Annotated in this window: 18 protein-coding genes and 1 pseudogene; 13 read left to right on the forward strand and 6 right to left on the reverse strand. The window is 71.1% G+C overall.

All coding sequences use genetic code 11. The annotated features are described in order from the left end of the window. The first annotated feature begins 95 nt into the window (after nt 1-95). Nucleotides 96-1,574, forward strand: a complete 1,479-nt coding sequence (locus ACWD3D_RS04355; RefSeq protein ID WP_451459407.1) for an extracellular catalytic domain type 1 short-chain-length polyhydroxyalkanoate depolymerase — start codon at nt 96-98, stop codon at nt 1,572-1,574. Nucleotides 1,575-1,625: 51 nt separating this feature from the next. Here ACWD3D_RS04355 and ACWD3D_RS04360 read toward each other — a convergent pair whose 3' ends face one another. Both ACWD3D_RS04360 and ACWD3D_RS04365 read right to left on the reverse strand, forming a co-directional pair. Beyond that, nucleotides 1,626-4,568 carry an FAD-binding and (Fe-S)-binding domain-containing protein gene (locus ACWD3D_RS04360; protein WP_451459408.1) on the reverse strand — a complete coding sequence of 981 codons (2,943 nt, stop codon included), beginning with the start codon at nt 4,566-4,568 and terminating at the stop codon, nt 1,626-1,628. Between the two features lie 163 nt (nt 4,569-4,731). Beyond that, nucleotides 4,732-5,175 (reverse strand): MarR family winged helix-turn-helix transcriptional regulator, encoded by a 444-nt coding sequence (locus tag ACWD3D_RS04365; RefSeq protein ID WP_451459409.1) that lies wholly within the window; start codon nt 5,173-5,175, stop codon nt 4,732-4,734. A 270-nt stretch (nt 5,176-5,445) separates the two neighbouring features. Between ACWD3D_RS04365 and ACWD3D_RS04370 the strand changes: the two genes are divergently transcribed. Further along, nucleotides 5,446-7,251 carry an ABC transporter ATP-binding protein gene (locus tag ACWD3D_RS04370; RefSeq protein ID WP_451459410.1) on the forward strand — a complete coding sequence of 602 codons (1,806 nt, stop codon included), beginning with the start codon at nt 5,446-5,448 and terminating at the stop codon, nt 7,249-7,251. Nucleotides 7,252-7,506: 255 nt separating this feature from the next. Next, nucleotides 7,507-8,373, forward strand: coding sequence for an endolytic transglycosylase MltG (gene mltG, locus ACWD3D_RS04375; protein WP_451459411.1), 867 nt, complete (start codon nt 7,507-7,509; stop codon nt 8,371-8,373). 37 nt (nt 8,374-8,410) lie between these two features. Here mltG and ACWD3D_RS04380 read toward each other — a convergent pair whose 3' ends face one another. Continuing rightward, nucleotides 8,411-9,520, reverse strand: coding sequence for an NAD(P)-binding domain-containing protein (locus tag ACWD3D_RS04380; protein ID WP_451459443.1), 1,110 nt, complete (start codon nt 9,518-9,520; stop codon nt 8,411-8,413). 141 nt (nt 9,521-9,661) lie between these two features. Between ACWD3D_RS04380 and ACWD3D_RS04385 the strand changes: the two genes are divergently transcribed. From ACWD3D_RS04385 to ACWD3D_RS04395, 3 genes and pseudogenes are all read left to right on the forward strand, one after another. Beyond that, on the forward strand, nt 9,662-10,084 hold the full coding sequence (locus tag ACWD3D_RS04385; protein WP_451459412.1) for a secondary thiamine-phosphate synthase enzyme YjbQ: 423 nt from the start codon (nt 9,662-9,664) through the stop codon (nt 10,082-10,084). Nucleotides 10,085-10,126: 42 nt separating this feature from the next. Next, nucleotides 10,127-10,594 (forward strand): annotated as a pseudogene (locus ACWD3D_RS04390) (recombinase family protein); the annotation flags it as partial. A 325-nt stretch (nt 10,595-10,919) separates the two neighbouring features. Then, nucleotides 10,920-11,081 (forward strand): hypothetical protein, encoded by a 162-nt coding sequence (locus tag ACWD3D_RS04395; RefSeq protein WP_451459445.1) that lies wholly within the window; start codon nt 10,920-10,922, stop codon nt 11,079-11,081. A 271-nt stretch (nt 11,082-11,352) separates the two neighbouring features. On the opposite strand, the gene ACWD3D_RS04400 is transcribed toward ACWD3D_RS04395, so the two are convergent. Then, nucleotides 11,353-13,962 (reverse strand): beta-glucosidase, encoded by a 2,610-nt coding sequence (locus ACWD3D_RS04400; RefSeq protein WP_451459413.1) that lies wholly within the window; start codon nt 13,960-13,962, stop codon nt 11,353-11,355. A 502-nt stretch (nt 13,963-14,464) separates the two neighbouring features. Between ACWD3D_RS04400 and ACWD3D_RS04405 the strand changes: the two genes are divergently transcribed. Next, complete coding sequence (locus tag ACWD3D_RS04405) at nt 14,465-14,929, forward strand: MarR family winged helix-turn-helix transcriptional regulator (RefSeq protein ID WP_451459414.1); 465 nt, start codon at nt 14,465-14,467, stop codon at nt 14,927-14,929. Between the two features lie 24 nt (nt 14,930-14,953). Beyond that, nucleotides 14,954-15,358, forward strand: a complete 405-nt coding sequence (locus ACWD3D_RS04410) for a PPOX class F420-dependent oxidoreductase (RefSeq protein ID WP_451459415.1) — start codon at nt 14,954-14,956, stop codon at nt 15,356-15,358. Between the two features lie 497 nt (nt 15,359-15,855). On the opposite strand, the gene ACWD3D_RS04415 is transcribed toward ACWD3D_RS04410, so the two are convergent. Next, nucleotides 15,856-16,305, reverse strand: a complete 450-nt coding sequence (locus ACWD3D_RS04415) for a MarR family winged helix-turn-helix transcriptional regulator (protein ID WP_451459416.1) — start codon at nt 16,303-16,305, stop codon at nt 15,856-15,858. Nucleotides 16,306-16,480: 175 nt separating this feature from the next. Here ACWD3D_RS04415 and ACWD3D_RS04420 point away from each other — a divergent pair, with 175 nt between their 5' ends. Both ACWD3D_RS04420 and ACWD3D_RS04425 read left to right on the forward strand, forming a co-directional pair. Then, nucleotides 16,481-17,437, forward strand: a complete 957-nt coding sequence (locus tag ACWD3D_RS04420) for an ABC transporter permease (protein WP_451459417.1) — start codon at nt 16,481-16,483, stop codon at nt 17,435-17,437. Between the two features lie 124 nt (nt 17,438-17,561). Further along, the gene (locus tag ACWD3D_RS04425; RefSeq protein ID WP_451459418.1) at nt 17,562-18,437 is read left to right on the forward strand and encodes an LLM class flavin-dependent oxidoreductase; all 876 of its coding nucleotides are present in this window, start codon (nt 17,562-17,564) and stop codon (nt 18,435-18,437) included. A 97-nt stretch (nt 18,438-18,534) separates the two neighbouring features. Here the strand turns inward: ACWD3D_RS04425 and ACWD3D_RS04430 are convergent, their stop codons facing one another. Beyond that, nucleotides 18,535-19,338 (reverse strand): SDR family NAD(P)-dependent oxidoreductase, encoded by an 804-nt coding sequence (locus ACWD3D_RS04430; RefSeq protein ID WP_451459419.1) that lies wholly within the window; start codon nt 19,336-19,338, stop codon nt 18,535-18,537. Between the two features lie 243 nt (nt 19,339-19,581). On the opposite strand from ACWD3D_RS04430, the gene ACWD3D_RS04435 reads away from it, so the two are divergent. From ACWD3D_RS04435 to ACWD3D_RS04445, 3 genes are all read left to right on the forward strand, one after another. Then, nucleotides 19,582-20,655, forward strand: coding sequence for an alkene reductase (locus tag ACWD3D_RS04435; RefSeq protein ID WP_451459420.1), 1,074 nt, complete (start codon nt 19,582-19,584; stop codon nt 20,653-20,655). A 149-nt stretch (nt 20,656-20,804) separates the two neighbouring features. Further along, nucleotides 20,805-21,320, forward strand: a complete 516-nt coding sequence (locus tag ACWD3D_RS04440; protein WP_451459421.1) for a MarR family winged helix-turn-helix transcriptional regulator — start codon at nt 20,805-20,807, stop codon at nt 21,318-21,320. 66 nt (nt 21,321-21,386) lie between these two features. Further along, a complete protein-coding gene (locus tag ACWD3D_RS04445) occupies nt 21,387-22,040 on the forward strand; it encodes a TetR/AcrR family transcriptional regulator (protein WP_451459422.1) in 654 nt (217 codons plus the stop codon). Nucleotides 22,041-22,114: the final 74 nt, after the last annotated feature.

Consider the following 22,114-nt stretch of genomic DNA (forward strand, 5'->3'; position numbering starts at 1 on the left):
CTCCAACGGCGGTTGCGACCTGATCGCGGAGTACGCGATGCTGCTGCCCGTCCGGGTCCTCGCCAGCGACGGCTCGCGCCCCCCGGAGGTACTCCGTGCGCCGCCCCACACTTCTCGGCCGCCTCGCGCGGCGGATCGGACGCCTCGCCGTCTCCGGTCTGCTCCTCGCAGCCGCCGGAACCACCGTCCTCACCCACCCGGCCGCCGCCGCCGGCCTGACACCGGTCACCGGCTTCGGCTCCAACCCGGGCAACCTGTCCATGTACACCTACGTCCCGGCGGGCCTTCCGTCCGGTGCGCCCCTCGTCGTCGCCCTGCACGGCTGCGCCCAGACCGCCAACGACTACTACGCCAACAGCGGTTGGACCAAGCTCGCCGACACCTACCACTTCGCCGTGGTGTTCCCGCAGACCAGCTCGGCCAACAACCAGCTCTCCTGCTTCACCTGGTTCAGCCCCTCCGACACCTCGCGCGGCCAGGGTGAGGCGGCCTCCCTCGCCCAGATGGTCACCAAGGCCGAGTCGCTGTACGGCTCGGACGCGGACCGGGTGTACGTCACCGGTCTGTCGGCCGGCGGCGGCATGGCGGCGAACATGCTCGCCGCGTACCCGGACGTGTTCGCGGGCGGCTCCGTCGCCTCCGGTCTGCCCGCGCAGTGCGCCACCAGCCAGACCGCCGCGTCCACCTGCCAGTACGGCAGCCTCAACCTCACCCCGGCCCAGTGGGGCGACAAGGTCCGCGCCCAGTACCCGGGTTACGCCGGACCGTGGCCGCGCGTCGCGATCTGGCAGGGGACGTCCGACTACACCGTCTATCCGGTCAACGCGACCGAGCTGCGCGACCAGTGGACCAACGTTCACGGCATCTCGCAGACCGCGTCCAGCACCACGACTCTCCCCGGCTCCACCACGCTGACCAGCTACGACGACGCCTCCGGGAAGCCCGCCGTGCAGCTCTACCAGATCAGCGGAATGGGCCACGGTCTCGCCGTGGACCCGGGCTCCGGCGCCGAACAGTGCGGTACGGCGGCCGCGTACTTCCTCGACACCATCTGCTCCAGCTACTACACGGCCAAGTTCTGGGGGCTCGACCAGCAGGGCGGCGGCGGAACCGACCCGGGCGAGGGCGGCGAGAAGCTGCCCGCACCGGCCGGACTCGCGGCCGGCACGACGACCGGCACCACGGTCCCGCTGACCTGGTCCGCCGTCCAGGGCGCGGCGTCGTACCGCGTCTACCGGGGTGGTACACAGGTCGGCACGCCCACCACGACCTCGTTCACGGACACCGGACTGACGTCGGCGACTTCGTACACGTACACCGTCGCCGCGGTCGCCGCCGACGGTACGGTCGGCACCTCCTCCGCGGCGGTCACCGCCACCACCTCGGGATACACCCCGACATGCACCACCGCCAGCAACTACGCCCACGTGACGGCGGGCCGGGCCCACACCAGCGGCGGGTACACCTACGCCAACGGTTCGAACCAGAACATGGGGCTGTACAACCTCTTCGTCACGCACACGCTGAAGCAGACGGCCGCGGGCACCTACGTCATCGCCGACTCCGGCTGCTGACCCCGCGCGCCCGTCCGGCCGACCCGCCCGGAGCCCGCGAGGCCCCAGAGGTCAGCCGGACGGGCGCGTCGCCCGCTCCAACTCCGCCAGGACGGAGCGGTACGGGTGCCCGGTGGCCCGGGTCATGCCGATCTCGCACATCCGGTTGGCGGAGACGTAGGCGTCGTGACTTCGGCCGTCGACTTCGGCGGCCTCCTTGGCCGTCGCCGAGTCGGTCAGCTCCTTGTGCAGCATCCCGCGGTCCCCGGCGAACCCGCAGCACTTCGCGTCGTCCGGCAGGAACACCTCCTCCGCGCACGCCCCGGCGAGCGTACGCAGCCGGTCGACCAGTTCCAGATGCTCCATCGAACATGTCGGGTGCACGACGGCCGACCCGGTCCTGCGCTCCACCGTGAGCCGGGGGAGCAGCTCGTCGGCGGCCCAGACGAGGGAGTCCACGACCGTCAACTCCCGGTGCAGGGAGCGGTTTTCACCGGTGAGGTACGGGACGATCTCCCGCGCGATGCCGAGGGTGCAGGAGGTGGCGTCGACCACCAGCGGCAGAGCGCCGCCGCCCGTCCAGCCCCACGCCGCCTCCACGACGCGGTTGGCCATCACGGCGTTGGCGGCGTCATACCCCTTGGAGTGCCAGATCGTCGCGCAACAGGTCCCGGCCACGTCGTCCGGAATCCACACCGGCTTGCCCGCGCGGGCGGAAAGGGCGACGAGGAAGTGCGCCAGTGACGGCTCCCGCTCCCCGGCCGGGCCGGCGAAGATGCGGTTCACGCAGGCCGGGAAGTACACCGCGTGCGCCCCTGCGCGCACGGTGGGCGGCAGCCTGCGGGAGGCCGCCGGCGGGATCTCGGGCAGCCATTCGGGCACCAGGTCCGGGCGGACCGCCTTGCGGGCGAGCCGGGTCACCGCCGTCAGCAGCGGGTCCCGCATCCGGTCTCCGAGCCCGTCCGCCGCTGCTACGGCCAGACGGGCGACGGACTCCACCACCCGGAAGTGCCGAGCCGTCAGCGTCGCGATCCGCTCCTCACGGGGCGAATGCCGCAGCGAGCGGAAACCCTTCATCATCGCGCCGGTGTCGATGCCGACCGGGCACGCCAGCATGCAGGTGGAGTCGCCCGCGCAGGTGTCGACCGCGTCGTAGCCGTACGCGTCGAGCAGGGCGTCCTCGACGGGGGAGCCGTCGGGCTGGCGCAGCATCTCCCGCCGCAGCACGATCCGCTGGCGCGGGGTGGTGGTGAGGTCCTGGCTGGGGCAGGTGGGTTCGCAGAAGCCGCACTCGATGCACGGGTCCGCGACCGCCTCCACGGAGGGGATCGTCTTCAGACCGCGCAGATGCGCCCGGGGATCTCGGTCGAGGACCACCCGGGGTGCCAGCACCCCGTCCGGATCGATCAGTCTCTTCGTACGCCACATCAGCTCGGTCGCCCGAGGGCCCCATTCGCGCTCCAGGAAGGGGGCGATGTTGCGGCCGGTGGCGTGCTCGGCCTTCAGCGAACCGTCGAACCGGTCCACCACCAGCGTGCAGAACTCGTCCATGAACGCGGCGTACCGCTCGACGTCGGAGGGGACACCCGCGTCGAAGGCGAGGAGGAAGTGGAGGTTGCCGTGGGCCGCGTGACCGGCCACCGCCGCGTCGAAGCCGTGGCGCGCCTGGAGTTCCAGCAGCGCCTCGCAGGCCTCCGCAAGCCGGGACGGCGGGACCGCGAAGTCCTCCGTGATCAGTGTGGTGCCGGCCGGGCGCGAGCCGCCCACGGCCGTCACGAAGGCCTTGCGGGCCTTCCAGTACCCGTTGATCGTCCCCGGGTCGCGGGTGAACGCGTTGGTGACCGACGCCGCCGGGGCGACCAGGGGGAGCCCCGCCACCACCTCGGCCGCCGCGCGCTCGTACGCCTCCTGGGCCGCCTCGTCGGGGGCCCGGAACTCGACCAGCAGGGCCGTCGTCTCCCGGGGGAGCGCCGACCAGTCGGCGGGCACGCCCCGCACGCTGACCGAGGCGCGCAGGGTGTTGCCGTCCATCAGCTCCACGGCGAGCGCTCCCGCCGCGTTGAACAGCGGTACGGCGGTGGCGGCGGCGGTCAGTGAGGGGAAGAAGAGCAGCGCCGTGGAGGTCCGCCGGTCGAGCGGCAGCGTGTCGAAGACGATCTCCGAGAGAAAGCCGAAGGTGCCCTCGGAGCCGACCATCAGCCCGCGCAGGATCTCCACCGGCGTCGCACCGTCCAGGAACGCGTCCAGCCGGTAGCCGTTGGTGTTCTTGATCTCGTACTTGGCGCGGATGCGCGCGGTCAGTGCCTCGTCCGCCCCGATCTCCGCCTTCAGCGCCATCAGGCCCGCGCAGAGGTGGGGCTCCGCGTGCGCGAGGAGCTCGTCGGCGGCCGGGTCGGCGGTGTCGACCATCGTGCCGCCCGGCAGGACGAAGGAGAGGGAGGAGACCGTCCGGTAGGAGTTCCGGGTGGTGCCGGCGGTCATCCCGGAGGCGTTGTTGGCGACGACACCGCCGACCGTGCAGGCGATGGCACTGGCCGGGTCGGGGCCGAGCACCCGGCCGTACCGGGCAAGGGTGGCGTTGGCCCGGGCGATCGTGGTGCCGGGGCGGATCCTTGCCCGCGCGCCGCCGTCCAGGACCGTCACTCCGGACCAGTGGCGGCGGACGTCGACCAGGATGTCCTCGCCCTGGGCCTGGCCGTTCAGACTGGTGCCGGCGGCCCGGAAGACGACGTTCCGCCCTTTGCCGTGCGCGTACGACAGCACCGCCGAGACGTCGTCCACGTCCTCGGCGACCACCACGACCCGGGGCAGGAAGCGGTACGGGCTGGCGTCCGAGGCGTACTTCACCAGGTCGGAGACCTTCCAGAGCACCTTCCCCGCCCCCAGCAGAGCGGTCAGCTCCGAGCGCAGAGGCTCGGGGGTGCCCGCCGCACTCCGGTCGGAGACGCGGTCGGGGGCCGCCCCGCGTGTCCCGCCCGGGCGGAGGGCCTCCGGGTCCGGCTCCAGCAGCGGCATCCGGGGCATCCCTTCGAACGGCCGGACACGGTCCTCCCGTGTCCGGGTACGGCGACGGCTGGGCAGCGACGGGGATCAGTGCCGACACCGCTCGGCGCCGACGAATCCGCGTCGACACGGCTCGGCGCCGACGAATCAGCAGCGACGCCCCGGCGCCGACGAATCAGCAGCGACGCCCCGGCAGTCCGTCGACCAAGGCGGTCAGCAGCCCGCCGAGCACCTCGCGCTGTTCGGCGGTCAACGGTGCCAGGATCTCCTCCGCGGCGGCTCGGCGCGCGTCGCGCAGCGACCCGAGGGTGGCCCGGCCCGTGTCGGTGATCTCGATGCGGACCACGCGACGGTTCGCCGGATCGGGCGCCCTGCGCACCTGGCCGACCGACTCCAGACCGTCCACCAGGCTGGTCACGGCACGCGGGACGACCTCCAGCCGCTGGGCGAGATCGGCCATCCGGGGTGCGGAGTCGTACATCGCGACCGCGCGCAGCAGACGGAACTGCGCGGGCGTGATGCCGATCGGCTCCAGCTGGCGGCTCTGGATGCGGTTGAGCCGGCGGGTGAGCCGCAGGAGCTGCTCGGCGAGGTGGCCGTCCGATTCGGGGGAGTCCATGCCGGAACAATATCAGGACCTGGTTCATTGTGAGTATAGGTAACAGTGAGGTACGCTCTTCGTGGTTCGGAATCGCCGCCCTGTGGTGGCGCCCGTCCCGCCCTCGCTCGCCTGCTCGCCCGTCCGTGTGTCCGGGGACCTACGGACGGCCGTCCCTCCGCTCCCGCGGAGGCCGGGTCCGCGCCCGCCGGTACGCCACGCGGGGGCCGCCCGTCCCTCTGTGCGCGCCCTCCCCTCCCTCCGTACCGCCGCACCCCCGTGAAGGAGCCCATGAAACCCGACGGACCCACCTGGACGCCCCCGCCCAAGGACGGCAGTCAGCCGCCCGCCGAAGTGGGCCGCATCCTCCGCCTTTTCCGCCCCTACCGAGGCCGTCTCGCGCTGGTCGGGCTGCTGGTCGGCGCCTCCTCGCTGGTGTCGGTCGCCTCCCCCTTCCTGCTCCGCGAGATCCTCGACACCGCCATACCGCAGGGGCGCACCGGCCTGCTCACACTGCTGGCGCTCGGGATGATCGCCACCGCCGTGATGAACAGTGTCTTCGGCGTCCTCCAGACCCTGATCTCGACCACGGTCGGCCAGCGCGTCATGCACGACCTGCGCACCGGCGTCTACACGCAGCTCCAGCGCATGCCCCTGGCCTTCTTCACCAGGACGCGTACCGGTGAGGTGCAGTCCCGCATCGCCAACGACATCGGCGGGATGCAGGCGACCGTCACCTCCACCGCCACGTCCCTGGTCTCGAATCTGACCGCCGTCGTCGCCACCGTCGTCGCGATGATCGCGCTCGACTGGCGGCTCACCCTCGTCTCGCTGCTCCTGATGCCCGTCTTCGTCTGGATCAGCCGCCGTGTCGGAAGCGAGCGGAAGAAGATCACCACTCAGCGGCAGCGCCAGATGGCCGCGATGGCGGCGACCGTCACCGAATCCCTCTCCGTCAGCGGCATCCTGCTCGGCCGCACGATGGGTCGTTCCGACTCGCTGATCAAGGGCTTCGCGGAGGAGTCGGAGCAGCTGGTGGACCTGGAGGTCCGCGCCAACATGGCGGGACGCTGGCGTATGTCGACCATCGGCATCGTCATGGCCGCCATGCCCGCCGTCATCTACTGGGCGGCCGGCCTGACCCTGAGCTCCGGCAGCACGGCCGTCTCCATCGGCACCCTCGTCGCTTTCGTCTCGCTCCAGCAGGGGCTCTTCCGGCCCGCGGTGAGCCTGCTCGCCACGGGCGTCCAGATGCAGACGTCCCTCGCGCTCTTCCAGCGCATCTTCGAGTACCTGGATCTCAAGGTCGACATCACGGAGCCCGCGAACCCCGTGCGGCTGGAACGCATCCGCGGGGAGGTCGCCTTCGAGCACGTCGACTTCGGCTACGACGAGAAGAGCGGGCCCACCCTCGACGACATCGACGTGAAGGTGCCCGCGGGCAGCAGCCTGGCGGTGGTCGGCCCCACCGGATCCGGCAAATCCACCCTGAGCTACCTCGTGCCCAGGCTGTACGACGTCACCGCCGGCCGTGTGACGATCGACGGCGTCGACGTACGGGACCTCGACTTCGACTCCCTCGCGAGAGCGGTCGGAGTGGTCTCGCAGGAGACCTACCTCTTCCATGCCTCCGTCGCCGAAAACCTCCGCTTCGCCAAGCCCGACGCCACCGACGAGGAGATCGAGGCGGCGGCGCGTGCCGCGCAGATCCACGACCACATCGCGTCACTCCCCGACGGCTACGACACCCTCGTCGGCGAGCGCGGCTACCGCTTCTCCGGCGGCGAGAAGCAGCGCCTCGCCATCGCCCGCACCATCCTGAGAGACCCTCCGATCCTGGTGCTCGACGAGGCGACCAGCGCCCTCGACACCCGCACGGAGCACGCCGTCCAGGAGGCGATCGACGCCCTCTCGGCCGGCCGCACCACGCTCACCATCGCGCACCGCCTCTCCACCATCCGGGACGCGGACCAGATCGTCGTACTGGAGGGCGGCCGGACCGTCGAGCGAGGTACACACGAGGAACTCCTCGCGCGGGACGGCCGCTACGCCGCCCTCATCCGCCGTGACACCCGACTGGCACCCGCGGCGGGCTGACCCGCCCGCGCCGGGTTCCGGCCGCCTCGGGTTGCGGGCGTACGGCGTTCCGCCTGTCCGGGGGCGCCGGGCGCGGACGGGTTCCGGCCGTCCTGGACTCCATCGCGGGTGGTGGCCTCACGCCGCCCCGGATTCGGCCGCGGGCGGATTCCCGGCCATCCTGGAAGGTGGTCGCCCATCACCCGGCAGCAGGGTTACCGGGTGTCGAGCGCCGATCCCGCGGAGCCGAGGCATTTGTACGGTTATCGTGCCCGCATGGTGAACGAGCCCGGTACTTTCCGGCACCGCCGGAGGCTGCGCCCCACACGACGGGGCAAGGCGGTGTTGCTCCTCGCAGGCGCGCTCGTGGCCGCCGCCACGGTCGCGGCCCCCTTGCTGGTTCTGAAGGACGGTCCGGAGGAGGGCGTCGAGGAGGCCGCCTCCCTGGTGATTCCCGAGGGGTGGCGGGCCGGCCAGGTCTACGCGGCCGTCGACCACGCTCTCGCAGTTCCGCCGGGCACCACCGAGAAGGCGGTGCCCGGGGCGGGACTGCCGCTGCCGGCGGCCGCTCACGGCAATCCGGAGGGGTACCTCTTCCCGGCCACCTATCCCATCCGCTCCGACACGACCCCACGGAGTCTGCTCCGCTACATGGTGGCCACGGCGTCCCAGCGTTTCGGGAACGACCGGATCGCTGCCGGAGCGCCTCACAACGGCATCTCCGCCTACCAGGCGGTGACGCTCGCCAGCGTCATCCAGGCGGAGGCGGACACCACCGTGGACATGGGGAAGGTGGGCAGGGTCGTCTACAACCGCCTGCGCCGGGACATGCCCCTGCAGATGGACTCGACGCTCAACTACGCCCTGCGGCGCTCCACGCTGGACACCACCAGCGAGGACACCAGGATCGACAGCCCCTACAACACCTATCGGCGCAAGGGGCTCCCGCCCACCCCCATCGGCAACCCCGGCGAACAGGCGATGCGGGCCGCCATCGGTCCTGCCCCCGGTCCATGGCTGTATTTCGTGACGGTCGGACCGGGGGACACGCGCTTCACCGAGAACTACGCGCAGCATCAGCGGAACGTCGTCGAGTTCAACCGGAACCGGGAGAACCGGGAGAGCGCCGCATCCGCCGGATGACGGTCCGAGGCAGCCCGTCACGGCGCTCAGGCCCGGCTCAGGCCGCACTGCCCGTGACGACGGGCGTCGCCGCGGGACTCCCCGCCAGCAGCCGCACGACCGAACGCACCGCGGTGCGCCCGGCGCGATTGGCGCCGATGGTGCTGGCGGAGGGGCCGTAGCCCACCAGATGGACCCGCCCGTCCCGTACCGCCCGCGTGTTCTCCACCCGGATGCCGCCGCCGGGCTCCCGCAGCCCCAGCGGTGCCAAGTGGTCGACGGCGGGCCGGAATCCGGTCGCCCAGAGGATCACGTCGGCGTCGACGTCGGCGATCCGTCCGTCGTCCCAGGCCACCCCGGTCGGGGTGATGCGGTCGAACATCGGCAGCCGGTCGAGAATCCCGCGCGCCCGCGCTTCGCGGACGGCGTCGTTGAGCGGCAGGCCGGTCACACTCACCACGCTCCGGGGTGCCAGCCCCCGGCGTACCCGCTCCTCCACCAACGCGACGGCGGCACGGCCCTGCTCAGGTCCGAACGGACCCTCGCGGAAGACGGGCTCGCGCCGGGTCACCCAGTACGTGGCCGCCGCTGAGTCGGCGATCTCCATCAGGTGCTGCGTACCGGAAGCCCCGCCGCCGACCACCACCACCCGCAGCCCGGCGAACCCCTCCGGTCCTGGGTAGCCGGACGTGTGGAGCTGGCGCCCGAGGAACGTCTCCTGCCCCGGGTAGCGCGGCCAGAACGGCCGGTCCCAGGTACCGGTCGCGTTGATCAGCGCCCGTGTCGCGTACGTCCCTTCGGACGTCTCGACCAGCAGCCGCCCCCCGCCGCCCTCATCGGTCGCCTCCCTGACCGCTCTGACGTCCACCGGCCGGTGCACCCTGAGCCCGAAGCGGCGCTCGTACGCGTCGAAGTACGCGCCGATCACCTCGGAGGAGGGCCGGTCCGGGTCGGCACCGGTCAGTTCCATGCCCGGAAGTGAGTGCATCCCGTGCACCTTGCCGTACGTCAGAGAAGGCCAGCGGAACTGCCAGGCGCCACCCGGACGCGGTGCGTGGTCGAGCACGACGAAATCGCGGTCCGGCTCCAAGCCGACCCGCGCCAGGTGGTGGGCGGCAGCCAGCCCGGCCTGCCCCGCGCCGATCACCACCACGTCCGTCGCCCGCACCATCCCGGAATCGTTCACGCTTCTACCAACTCCGGAGGTGCGCATCCTCTTCCCGCTTCTCCCGGAGCGGGCGACGCCCGCCCGGGGCCGCCGACCGACCGCCATGGGGCGCCCGGCGGCCCCGGGCGGGAGGATGGCACCATGCCTGATTCCTTCACCACGCACGTCCTGCACCTCACGACCGGGAACACGGAGACGGTCACCGACCTGACCCACGACTGCGAACAGTTCCTGTCCCGTGCCGCCGCCGGCCGGGACGGGCTGCTCAACATCTTCGTGCCCCACGCGACGGCCGGAATCGCAGTCCTGGAGACCGGCGCGGGCAGCGACGAAGACCTGCTGGCGGCCCTGCACACCCTGCTCCCCGCCGACGACCGCTGGCAGCACCGCCACGGCACCCCGGGCCACGGCCGCGACCACGTCCTCCCCGCCCTCGTACCGCCCCACGCGACCCTGCCGGTGATCGCCGGCCGCCTGGAACTGGGGACCTGGCAGTCGGTGTGCCTGGTGGACACCAACATCGCTAATTACAACCGTCAGGTTCGTCTGAGCTTCCTGGGCTGACCAAGATCGCTTCCAGGGGTGCTGCCGCCGATTCTCCGTACCATGCGTGCGCGAACGGAGAGAATCTTGCACGGTACGACCCCGCCTGTGATCGAACGTCCCTACGACGGATGTGGCAAATGCCTGCTCGGAGTGCGGCGTCTGTCGCGCGTAAAGCTGGCGATCTCGTCCCCTGAGCGCCAGCGGGAGGATGTGCTTGCGGCTGCCGCATCCGTGGGCGCGCACATCATCGGCTGGGCAGACGACTGGGAAGTTTCGGGCGCGACCGACCCCATGACCCGTCCGAGGCTCGGTCCTTGGCTCCGTGACGAAAGGGGCCCCTACGACGGGCTCGTTTCAGCCGCCGTCGACCGGCTGGGCCGAAGCGTCGTCGACTGCCTGAACACCGGTTACAAGATGCGGGACGAGAAGCGGATGCTCGTCACGTACGGGCACGACGGCCCGTGGGAGTTGGACGACCCGGCTGACGAGAACCGTTTCACCATGGAGGCGTGGGGCGCGCAGATGGAACTGCGTGCGATCCAGCGCCGCAACCGTGACGCCACGGTCAAGATCAGGGCAGCAGGCCGGCCGAAAGGCAAGCCGTCCCACGGCTTCCAGTACGTGCGGAAGGTCATGGGGGGCAAAGTCGATCACGTCGAGCCGCACCCGCATGCCTCGGAGGTATTGCAAGAGGTTGCGCGTCGTATCCTGGCCGATCCCGAGAAGGTCACCGTCAGCAGCCGAGGCGGCGCGTCTCAATCGTGCGGGGGAGCCTTCGCCCGCAGACCACCTGGCCACGATGTATGGCAAGCCGGCCGGAGGCCGGCCGTGGTCCCCGCAGAGTCTGAAGAACATGCTCCTGTCCGAGGCCACGCTCGGCTACCTGATGCACCAGCACAAGCCGGTGCTCGGCAAGGACGGGAACCCCGTACGGCTGTGCGAGGGGCTGTGGGACCGCGCGACCCACGAAGCGCTGAAGAAGGCGATACTGAATCGGCGGCCGTCGCGACGGTAGCCGGAGCCGGTCGCGACGATGACGGTCTGGCGTGTTGGACGGTGCCAGCCGCGTCGGTCAGGAGCTTGACGGGCTGGCCGGTGAGGTCGACGGCGCTTATGTCGCCGTTGATCATTTGTGCGTCGAACTTCTCAGCCTGGGTCCGCATCCTGCTCATCAGGTCGGGCCGTCGGGGAAGCCGGGAAAGTCTCGACCTCGGTGGTGGTGCCTGTGCATGACGGCGGAGTTCTCCCTGGGTGGCTGTGAGGCAGGGAGAACTCCGCCGGGCTGGCTATCGGCCGGTGCCGGTCAGTCGGATGTCGCGGGACGAGGCTCCGACGTAGATGTTTCGGCGGCCGGTGGTGCGGACCCAGTGGGAGCGGGCGGTGTCCCAGTAGGAGAGCTGCCGCGCGGTCGCCTTGAGGGTGATGCGGCGGGAGGCGCCGGGGGCGAGGTCGATCCAGTCGAAGGCGGCCAGGGCGCGTACGGGGAGTTCGACGGGTGCGCCCTGGGGTGAGCCCAGGTAGAGCTGGGGAACCTCGGCCCCTCTGGTCCGGCCTTCGTTGGTGAGGGTGAAGGAGATACTCAGGCCGCCGTCCCGGGTGGATTCCACGGAGAGGTGGCTGTACCCGAAGCGGGTGTAGGACAGGCCGTGGCCGAAGGGCATGAGCGGGGTGATGCCGGCCTTGTCGAAGCCCCGGTAGCCGGTGAAGACGCCTTCGCTGTAGGTGACGACGTTGTCGATGCCCTGGTAGCGCTCCGGGTGGGCGGGGTCGTGGACGGGGTGGTCGGTCAGTTTGTTCGGGTAGGTGACGATGACGCGTCCGCTGGGGTTGGCCCGGCCGAGGAGGAGGTCGGCGACGGCCCAGCCGCCTTCCTGGCCGGTGTATCCGGCGTGCAGGATCGCGGCGACCTTCTTGCGCCAGGGCAGTTCCACGGGGCCGCCCACGGTGAGGACGACGACGGTGCGGGGGTTGGCGTTCGCCACGGCCGTGATCAGGTCGTCCTGGTGGGAGGGAAGGGCGAGCGATCCGGTTTCGGCGGCAGAGCCGAAGGAGCCTCCGGTTCCGTTGAAGGCGAAGACGACGGGGGTGTGGGCCCGGCGGGCGAGGGCGACGGCGGCCTTGACGTCGGCGGCGGCCTGCTCGGGGGTGACCCAGGCGAACCGGACCTGGACCGGACCCCGGTCGGTGACGGTCTCGGCCCATGCCGTCGCGGTGATCTTCACCTGGTAGGAGCGGCCGCCGGTGAGGACGCCGGTGGTCTGGCCGTTGTCCAGGCCGTCGGTGGTGGGCACGATGCTGGACCACTTGCGGGTGAACGCGTCGCGGACCGAGGCGGCGGTGGCGATCTGGGTACCGTCGAGCGAGAGCGACAGGGAGGCGCCCCAGCCCTGGATCTTGAGGGCGTACTCGCCGGTGGACGGGGGCACCAGGGTGCCGGTCCAGGTGGCGGTGGTACCCGCGTCGAAGGCGTGTGCGCCGGTGAAGTCGACGGTGTGGTCGGTGGACGTGGCGCCGGAGGCGTCCGTACGGGTCAGGCCCGAGGGGAACGCCGAGGCGGGGACGGCTCTGCCGGTGAGGTCCAGACCGACCTCGTAACCGATCCGGGCGTTGCGGGCGGTACGGCGCAGGGCGTCCAGGGGGCCGACCATCCGGTCCTCGAAGCCGTAGGCGCGCTCGCCCGCGACGGTGACGGCGACCTGCCCGGCGGTCGGTCCGATGAGCGCCAGGTTCGCCAGCGCGGCTCCGCTCAGCGGGAGTCCGCCGTTGTTGGTGAGCAGGACGGCGCCCTGGGTGGCGACCTCGCGGGCGACGCGGGCGCCCTCCGCCACGTCGACGGCCTTCGGCGCCTTCTTGCGGCTGCCGTCCAGCAGCCCGAAGGCGTCGTAGCGGCCGAGCAGCCTGCCGACCGCCGTGTCGACGGCGGACTCGGGGATGCTGCCGTTCAGCACGGCCGCCTTGAGCGGGTCGCCGAAGTAACTGCCGTTGGGCATCTGCATGTCGAGGCCGGCCGCGATCGACGTGCTGTGGGTGGCGCCCCAGTCGGAGGTGACGAAGCCCTCGAAGCCCAGCTCGCCGCGGAGGATGTCGGTGAGGGTTGTGGCGTTGGAGCCGTTCCACTCGCCGTTGATGTGGTTGTACGCGGCCATCACCGAGGCGACACCGGCCTGGATCACGGCCTCCCAGGCGGGCAGGTAGATCTCGTGCAGGGTGCGCTCGTCGATGACGAAGTCGGAGGTGTTCTGCCCGACGGACTGGTTGTTGGCGAGGAAGTGCTTCGCCTGGGCGAACATGCCCTGCGCCTGGATGCCCTGGACCTGTGCGGCGCCGATGACGCCGTTGAGGTACGGGTCCTCGCCGGACTGGTCCTTGTTGCGGCTCCACAGCGGCGAGCGGGACAGCTCGATCTGCGGGGCGAGCAGTACGTCCATGCTCAGTGCCCGGCCCTCGCGGCCCATCACTGCGCCGTACTCCTGGGCGAGTTCGCGGTTGAAGGTGGCCCCGAGCGTGGAGACCGGGGGCAGCCCGGTCGCGGACCGTGCCACGTTGACCCCGGCGGGCCCGTCGGTGAGGCGCAGCTCGGGGATGCCCAGGCGGCTGATGCCCGGCAGGTAGCCGGCCTGTCCGAGGCGCTGGGGGTCCGTCGCGCCGTGGACGAGGGAGAGCTTCTCGTCCAGCGTGAGCTTGCGCAGCAGTGCCGCGACGCGGTTGTCGCGGGTGCGGGAAGCGCCGGTGGTGGGCGATGCCGCTGCGGCGGGGGAGGAGGAGAGCGGGCCCGCGGCGGCGATGAAGGCGAAGGCGGCGGCGGTACCGCCCAGCCTCTGCAGGATGGCGCGGCGGGTGTGCTCGGCGGTGGTGGGCCGGGACTCGGACGGGGTGAGGAGCGGGTCGCCTGACATGGCTGTGGCCCTTCCGGTGAGGGTTCGCCACGCGCCTCGGGAGTGCGGGTCTCCCGGCGGACGCGGCGTGGAAAGCCGGGTCCCGCAACCCGGCCTTGGACGCACCGCACCGAGCGGGATCGCGACACCGGCCCTGACGTGCCGGTGTTGCTCTTCGCTTCGATGCGAGTACGGCGTGAGTCTCAGCCGGTGCCGCATATGCCGTCAAGACTTCGGTGCACAGGTCTTTTTCGTACACCTTCGAGTTCACTACTTGAAGGACCGCAGCCCGGAGGCAACCGTGTGTGTGCGCTGTGAGTCGCCTGTGAGAGATGCCGCGGCCCGGAGTGATGCCGGGAGGATGCGTCGTGATCGTTGCCGTGCCCGCACCTGTTTCGCGCGGCTGCGCCGCAGGTTGGCCGGGGGTGAACTCATCGGTGGCGGGTCTCGCGTAACTGCTGCCTAGGCAGTACTTTGGTCGTGGTGGGAGCCGTCCCGCCGCTTCGTTCGGAAGGGTGGTCGTGTGCCGGGACTGACGACGCCGGAGGACAGCCCTGGCTTTCTTCTGAACCAAGCGGTCCTCGCGCTCAACGGCGCCCATGAGAAGGCTCTGGCACCGCTGGGTGTCACCGGTGCGCAGTGGGCAGTGATCTACCTGCTGCACGAGGGGCGCGCGCGGACGGTCGGGGAGATCGCGAGGGCGATCGGCGTGGACGGCGGAGCGACCTCACGCCTGGTGGGCCGCCTCGTCGAAAAGGGTCTGGTGGTCCGCGTCGGCGAGCCGGGTGCCGGCAGGCGGGCTCCGCTCGCGCTGAGCGACCAGGCGATGCGCGGCTACTCCGACATGCGGCTCACGGTCGCCCGCACACTGGCTGAGCTGACCGCGGGCATTCCGCAGGAGAGCCTGGCCCACCTCAGCCGCACCTTGCAGATGCTCATCGAGAACGCCAGTGCCCGGCCCCCGGCCGAAGAGCAGAAGCAGTCGTGACGATCGCCTGAGAAGGGAACCACCATGAGCGTGTTCACCGAAGCCGAGCAGTCCTACCTCGACAGTCAGCCTCTTGGCCGGCTGTCGACCCTCGGGCCGGACAAGGGCCCGCAGACACGTCCGGTCGGGTTCTCCTACAACCGTGAACTGGACACCATCGACGTGGGTGGTCGCAACCTGTCGGCCAGTCAGAAGTTCCGCAACATTCAGGCCGACGGGCGCGTCTCGATCGTGATCGACGACCTCGCCTCCGTCGACCCCTGGAGCCCGCGGGGCATCGAGATCCGAGGAGTCGCGGAGGTCCTCACGGCGGATCCGCTGCGGCCCGGGTTCACCCCGGATCGCATTCGCATCCGCCCGGCCCGCGTGCTGGCATGGGGCCTGGACACGGACGCCTACGCCCCGCCTCACGCCCGCAACGTGCAGTAGGGGGCCCGGGCCGGCGGGCGGCCCCACCCGTTCCCGAGCGGATTCCACCGGAGACAGCCCGCCTGGGTCAGGGTGGACGGGACGTTCGTGATCCGCGCGTGCGGCGAGCCGCCGTCCTGAGGCGCCCGGCGGCTGCGGGTGTGCGACAGCCGCCCGATTGTCGCCGGGGTGACGCCATTGGGCATGCGGTCGCGGAGAAGACCGAGGGGGAAGCTTTCATCGGTCACCGGCCGCGACCGCCGCGGCGTTCATGGGTGCCGCGACCATCGACCCCGCCGACCGGGCACCCGCTGCCTTCGGCGCCCGGCAGAGTTCCCCGGCCTGGGCCTTGCGTGAGCGCCGCCTCGCTGCTGTGGCGCAGGCATCGGTACTGTCGAGATCACCCTGCCCACCCTGCGCCCCCGAGTGGGCATCAGTCGGCGGCCGTGCTGGTGGAGTACCGGTGGACGCGTCCGGGTCCTTGGCTCCGGCCGGCTCTCGCGCGGCTCGCTTTGCGGTCAGGCCGTGTGGTTGCCCATCGCTGACGGGTTGAGGGACTCCAGCAGTTTCAGCAGGGTCGAGTGGACCTGTTCCTGTTCCTGTGGCGTCAGCGCTTTCAGGGCTTCCGCGTGGGTGACGTCCAGGGCTTCCCTCGCCTCCGCGGCGAGCCGTTCTCCGGCCTCCGTGGCGTGCAGTCGTTGCGTGCGCCGGTCGGTGGGGGTGGTGCGACGTTCCAGCAGCCCGCGCTCGACCAGGCCGTTGACCGCGCTGCCCATGGACTGCGGGGTGATCGCCGCTCGCCGGGCCGCGGTCGCGCTGGAGACCCCCGGATCGAGCACGGCCTGGGCCAAGGCGCTGTTCTGCGCGAGGGTCAGATGGAAGGGACGCAGAGCGCGCTCGATCCGGGACGCCATGATCTGGCCGATCTGCCAGGCGACATAGCCGGTGCGCCGGTCGGGACGGTTCACGCGCAGACCCCTTTGGTAAGGCAACTGATTATGATGGTACAAATAATATCAGTTGCCTTCCAATCTAGGAATCACGTTGTCCCAGCACGTCACCACCCGCCCCCCTCATGAGCACACTCTGGACGAGTCCCCTCCGCGCCCCCGACCGGGAAATACGCGCGCCGTCCTGCTCCCCGTGGCAGTCGTCCTGCTGATCGGGACCGTGTTCGTCAGCGTCTACCTCGCCGCCTTCCACGCACCGCATCCCCACCAGCTCCGCGTGGGCACGACGGAGACCGGGACGCGGCAGGAGCAGTTGCGGCAGGAACTCGCGCGAGCCGTGCCGGGTGGCTTCAGCCTCACGACCTACCCCGACGAGACGTCCGCCCGTGACGCCGTGCAGGACAGGTCCGTGTACGCGGCCTACCTCGGCGAGGGAAACCTCCTCTACGGAAGTGCCAACGGGTCCGCCGTCACCGCGACGGTGACCACGGCCTTCGGAGCCGTGGCGCAGGCCGAGCACCAGGGCCTCGCACTCCGGGACGTGGCTCCGGCAGCGGCGGGCGACACCCGCGGCCTCTCCGTCTTCTACGCGGCGTTCGGCCTGGTGCTGGCCGGCTACCTGTTCGGGATGACGACGTACCAGCTCGCTCCCCGGCTCCAGTACCGCTGGCGCATGCTCAGCCTCGCCCTGTTCGGAGTCGTCGGCGGCATTCTGGTCCCCGCGATCGCCGGAGGAGCCGGCTTCGGTGCTCTGCCCGGCTCCTTCGTCCCCCTCGCCGTCGTCGTCGCCCTGATGGGTGCCGCCGTCGCCGCCACGACGATGGTGCTGCTGCGGGTCTTCGGGCCGGCGGGGGTCAGCCTCGCCTCGATACTCATGCTGATCCTCGGCAACAGCAGCAGCGGCGGCATCATGCCGGCGGCCTACCTCCCCGGCTGGCTGCGCCCGCTGTCGGACATCCTGCCCGTCGGGGTGGGTGTCCGCGCGATGCAAGGCATCTCCCGGTTCCAGGACGATGGTTTCGTCCGCGCCCTGGTGATCCTGCCGGTGTGGGTGCTCGGCGCCGCGCTGGTGCTGTACCTGAAGGACGTCTACCGCCGTATCCCCGCCGCACCCGTGGGGCCGGGCGAGGGGCTGCCTGCCGCCGGCTGAACCGGGCGCCCCGCGGCGAGCGCGCCTACGCTGGTCGGGTACGCGTGATGGTGGCGCGGCCGTGCGCCGCCTCGCGTCAGGACACTCGGACCGGTGCGCGCGAGCCGGCCAGCAGGGAGCCGCTGTGTCTCTTCCCGTGCTGTTCGGAGCCAACGTCGATCCGGTGTGGGCCGACCCGGGGCAGCCGCTCCGGGTGGCCCGGCAGGTCGAGGAGGCGGGACTCGACCTCGTCACCGTTCAGGACCATCCGTACCAGTCGGCCTTCTACGACGCGTGGACGCTGATCAGCTATCTGATCGGCGCCACGCGGAAGGTCGCCTTCGTGCCCACGGTCGCCAACCTGCCGCTGAGGCCGCCCGCGATACTCGCGAAGTCCGCGGCCAGCCTCGACGTCCTGGCTCCCGGGCGCATCCAACTCGGTCTGGGAACAGGGGCCTTCTGGGACGCGATCGCCGCCATGGGCGGCCCGCGCAGGGAGGCCGGGGATGCCGTGACCGCGCTCGACGAGGCGGTGGAGATCACCCGGCTGATGTGGAGCGGTGAGCGCTCGGTGCGTTTCGAGGGCGAGCACTACTCGGTCGCCGGACTCCACCCCGGGCCCGCGCCCTCGCCCGGACTCGGCATCTGGCTCGGCGCATACGGCCCCCGGATGCTGGCGCTCACCGGCCGCAAGGCGGACGGCTGGATTCCCTCGTACGGGTTTTTCGGCCTGGACCGCCTGGCGGACGCCGTCGCACGGATCGACGCGGCAGCACGGGACGCGGGCCGTGACCCGGCGGCACTGCGCAAGGTCTACAACCTCAACGGGATGATCGGGCCCGTCGAATCCGCCGAGCCGTTCCAGGGGAACGTGAGGCAGTGGGCCGACCGGATCATCGGCCTCGTGCGTGAGCACGGGATGAACGGATTCGTCTACTGGCCCGACGCGGACCACCTGCGCCAGTTGACCCGCTTCGCGCTGGAGGTCGTCCCGGCCGTGCGCGAGGAACTCGCGGGCTGAGCGTCCCGTCTGCGGTGACTCAGTGCTCGTTGCGTGAACGGCCTCGGTGCCGTGGGCCGGTGCCCACGGCGCCGAGGCCGTCGTGCGAGAGGTGGTGTCAGGCCGCGAGGTCTCCGCCGTCGACGGGCAGGACGATGCCGGTGACGAAGCCCGCGAGGTCGCTTGCGGCGAACAGCACGCCGCGCGCGATGTCGTCGGGGCGGCCCGTGCGGCCCAGCGGAAGACCGGCGCCGTACGCGTCGAGCACGTCGTCGAGCTTCTCGACCTGGCGCTTGTAGGCGACGCCGGGCGTCTCCGTGAGCGTGGGGGCGACGGCGACGGCGCGGATTCCGTACTGGCCCAGCTCGACCGCCAGGGACTTGGTCAGACCGGCGACGCCGTGCTTGCTGGCCACGTAGTGGGCGGGGTTGCCGCCGCCGACGGTGAACGCCGCGGTGGACGCGATGTTGACGATCACACCGGGACGCTTCGCGTCGATCATGCGGCGGGCCGCCTCGCGCGCACCGGTGAACGAGGCACGCAGGTTCAGTTCCAGAACGCGGTCCCACTGATCGTCGGTGATGTCCATCAGCGGGCTGGAGGGGTACGCGCCGGCGTTGTTGACCCAGATGTCGAGCGAGCCGAAGCGCTCGACCGCGAGGTCGGCGAGACCCACGACCTGCTGCGGGTCGGTGATGTCGGCGGCGGCGGCCTCGGCGCTCCAGCCCAGACCCCGCAGCTCCTCGGCGGTGGCCTTCGCGGCGACGTCGTCGCGGTCGGCGACGACGACGTTGGCGCCCGCTTCGGCCAGGCGGCGGGAGATGGCGGCGCCGACGCCCGCGGCGCCGCCGGTGACCACGGCGGTGCGGCCGGAGAGGGAGACGAGTTCCGCGATGGAGCGCTCGGTGTAGTCGGGAATCATGCGATCAGATCCTTGGTGCGGGGGAAAGCGGTGGAGCTCCGTGCGGAGTCCCACCCCGTAGAACTCAACGATTGTTGAGAAAAATTCCCTGATGGGTGGCGGCCTCGTCGGCGAGGCGGCGTGGTGACCGTCACGTTGGCGTGGGAACAGTAACCCGACTTTGCTTGTTCGAACAAGTAATGCTCTTATGGAGCTGCGGCCAACAGGCCGAACATGAGAATTTAGCCGAGCAAGGAGTGCTCCATGTCGAAGGCTTTCGAGTCCCACCAGCTGGGCGACGCGACGCTGAAGAACCGCATCGTGATGGCGCCGATGACCCGCAGCCGCGCCTACGGGGAGGGCCAGACGCCGACCGATCTGATGGCCACCTACTACGCGCAGCGGGCCGGTGCCGGACTGATCGTGTCCGAGGGCGCGCAGCCCTCCGCCGTCGGCCAGGGCTACCCCGACACCCCGGGCATCCACTCCGCCGAGCAGGTCGCCGCCTGGCGCAAGGTGACCGACGCGGTGCACGCCGAAGGCGGCGTGATCTACCTCCAGCTGATGCACACCGGGCGCGTCAGCCACCCGACCCTGATCGGACAGCAGCCGCTCGGCCCGTCCCCGGTCGCCGCGAAGGGGCAGGTCTACACCCACGAAGGCCCGCAGGACTTCGTCACCCCGCACGAGATGACCGACGTGGAAGTCAAGGAGACGGTCCAGGACTTCGCCACCGCCGCCCGCAACGCGATCGAAGCCGGCTTCGACGGCGTCGAGCTGCACGGCGCCAACGGCTACCTGATCCACCAGTTCCTCGCCCCGAACTCCAACCGGCGCACCGACGCCTGGGGCGGCTCGCCCGAGGCACGCACCCGGTTCGCCACCGAGGTCACCCAGGCCGTCGTCGACGCCATCGGCGCCGACAAGGTCGGCCTGCGCCTCTCCCCGGCCAACCCCTTCAACGACATCGACGAGAGCGACACCGCCGACGTCGAGGCCACCTACACCACCCTCGTACGCGCCCTCGCCCCCCTCGGTCTCGCCTACCTCCACGTCATGGAGGCCCCCGGGGCCCGCGACCTGGTCCTGCAGCTGCGCAAGGAGTGGACCGGCACCTTCATCCTCAACCCGTTCACCGGCCAGGAGCCGACCGGCCCCGACGCGCTGGCCCTCATCGAGGACGGCACCGCCGACCTCATCGCGTACGGAGCGCTCTTCCTGGCGAACCCCGACCTCCCCGCCCGCCTCGCCGCCGGCGGCCCCTTCAACACCCCCAACCGCGCCACCCTCTACGGCGGCGACGAGCGCGGCTACACCGACTACCCCACCCTCGGCTGACCCGGCCGCGACCACCCCGGGGCCGGGCGGCACGTCACGCGCCGCCCGGCCCCGCGGGCATGTCCTTGCAAACGCATAAAGTGAACGACCAGGAACGCCGCCGTGCGGTGGCACCCCTTGCCGCCCTCGGCACCCGACCCGGAGGAACGATGAACGACGACACCGGTGCGTCCACCGCGCCCACCGGCGGGGTGCCGTCGGCGGCACGCCGCGGGCCGATCAGTTACGCGATCTTCCGCGTGGCCCGCGCCCACCGGATGATCGCCGGCCACCTGCTGCGCGAAGTCGGCCTCCACCCCAGCCAGGAGCTGGTCATGATGGAGCTGTGGGAACACGGCGCCCTGCGCCAGGGCGACCTGGCCCGCCGCGTCGGATCCGATGCCCCCACCATGACCCGCAGCGTGAAAAGGCTCGAACAGGCCGGCTTCGTACGCCGTATCCCCTCCACCACCGACAAGCGCTCGGTGATAGTCGAGCCGACCCCCGCGAGCATCGCCCTGCGCCGCCAGGTCGAAGCCATCTGGGCCGAACTCGAACGCACGGCGGTCGGCGACTTCACCGAAGCCGAGAAGGACCAGGTCCTGGCTTCTCTGACCCGCCTGGAGAGGTCCTTGTCCCCGCACGCGGCGGCCTCCGCCGAACCGGAATGCACCGAAGGGCTGTGACGGGGGACACCGGCCCGTCCTTGTAGCATCGGCTGACGAACAGGAACGGCACGAAGGAGATGCGCGGTGGTTCCCTCCCCGGGCGGAGACAGCGCCACCGCCCGGCCCACGCGGACGAGCGGATCTCCAGTCGCCACCGAGCGCAAGGGTGAGCGAACCCGTAGACGCATCCTCCACGCGGCCCGGGGCAGGTTCGCCGAAGCCGGCTACGAACGCGCCACCATCCGGGCCATCGCCGCCGACGCCAACGTCGACAAGTCAGCCGTCATGCAGTACTTCGGCAGCAAGGAAGCGCTCTTCCGCGAAGCGGTCGCCTGGGACATCCCGATGGCCGAGATGTCGGTGGCCGACCCCGCCGCCAGCGTGCACAACTACTTGAGCGGCATGCTCGATGCCTGGGCCGCCGATCCCCACAGCCCCATGGCGGTCCTCCTGCGGACGAGCATGACCAGTCAGGACGCGGCAGAACTCCTGCGCACCCACATCACCGCGCAGGCCGTCGACCCCATGGCGGCCCGGATCGACGCCGACGACGCCCGCCTCCGCGCGGCCCTGGCCGGCGCCATGATGATGGGCATCGCCAGCCAGCGCTATCTGCTGGCGATGCCCGACCTGGCAGCCGCCTCCACCGAGGACATCCTTCGTCTGGCCGTCCCCGTGCTCAGCTCCCTGCTGGACACGGACGGGCAGTCGCCCCCCGGCCACGCCACCGGAGAGTAGCTCCCGACCGACGGCGACACGGCCGCGCCGGGAAATACGCCACCGCCCGTGGGCGGAGGGGACGGGCGCGGACG

This window comes from Streptomyces sp. NPDC002690 (assembly GCF_053592415.1).

Coding starts and splice junctions, on each gene's coding strand:
- ACWD3D_RS04365 (WP_451459409.1), bottom strand. CDS start 5,175: ATGGACTCCCCCGAATCGGACGGCCACCTCGCCGAGCAGCTCCTGCGG.
- ACWD3D_RS04395 (WP_451459445.1), top strand. CDS start 10,920: ATGCTCCTGTCCGAGGCCACGCTCGGCTACCTGATGCACCAGCACAAG.
- ACWD3D_RS04440 (WP_451459421.1), top strand. CDS start 20,805: ATGAACGACGACACCGGTGCGTCCACCGCGCCCACCGGCGGGGTGCCG.
- ACWD3D_RS04435 (WP_451459420.1), top strand. CDS start 19,582: ATGTCGAAGGCTTTCGAGTCCCACCAGCTGGGCGACGCGACGCTGAAG.
- ACWD3D_RS04400 (WP_451459413.1), bottom strand. CDS start 13,962: ATGTCAGGCGACCCGCTCCTCACCCCGTCCGAGTCCCGGCCCACCACC.
- mltG (WP_451459411.1), top strand. CDS start 7,507: ATGGTGAACGAGCCCGGTACTTTCCGGCACCGCCGGAGGCTGCGCCCC.
- ACWD3D_RS04410 (WP_451459415.1), top strand. CDS start 14,954: ATGAGCGTGTTCACCGAAGCCGAGCAGTCCTACCTCGACAGTCAGCCT.
- ACWD3D_RS04385 (WP_451459412.1), top strand. CDS start 9,662: ATGCCTGATTCCTTCACCACGCACGTCCTGCACCTCACGACCGGGAAC.
- ACWD3D_RS04360 (WP_451459408.1), bottom strand. CDS start 4,568: ATGCCGCTGCTGGAGCCGGACCCGGAGGCCCTCCGCCCGGGCGGGACA.
- ACWD3D_RS04370 (WP_451459410.1), top strand. CDS start 5,446: ATGAAACCCGACGGACCCACCTGGACGCCCCCGCCCAAGGACGGCAGT.
- ACWD3D_RS04430 (WP_451459419.1), bottom strand. CDS start 19,338: ATGATTCCCGACTACACCGAGCGCTCCATCGCGGAACTCGTCTCCCTC.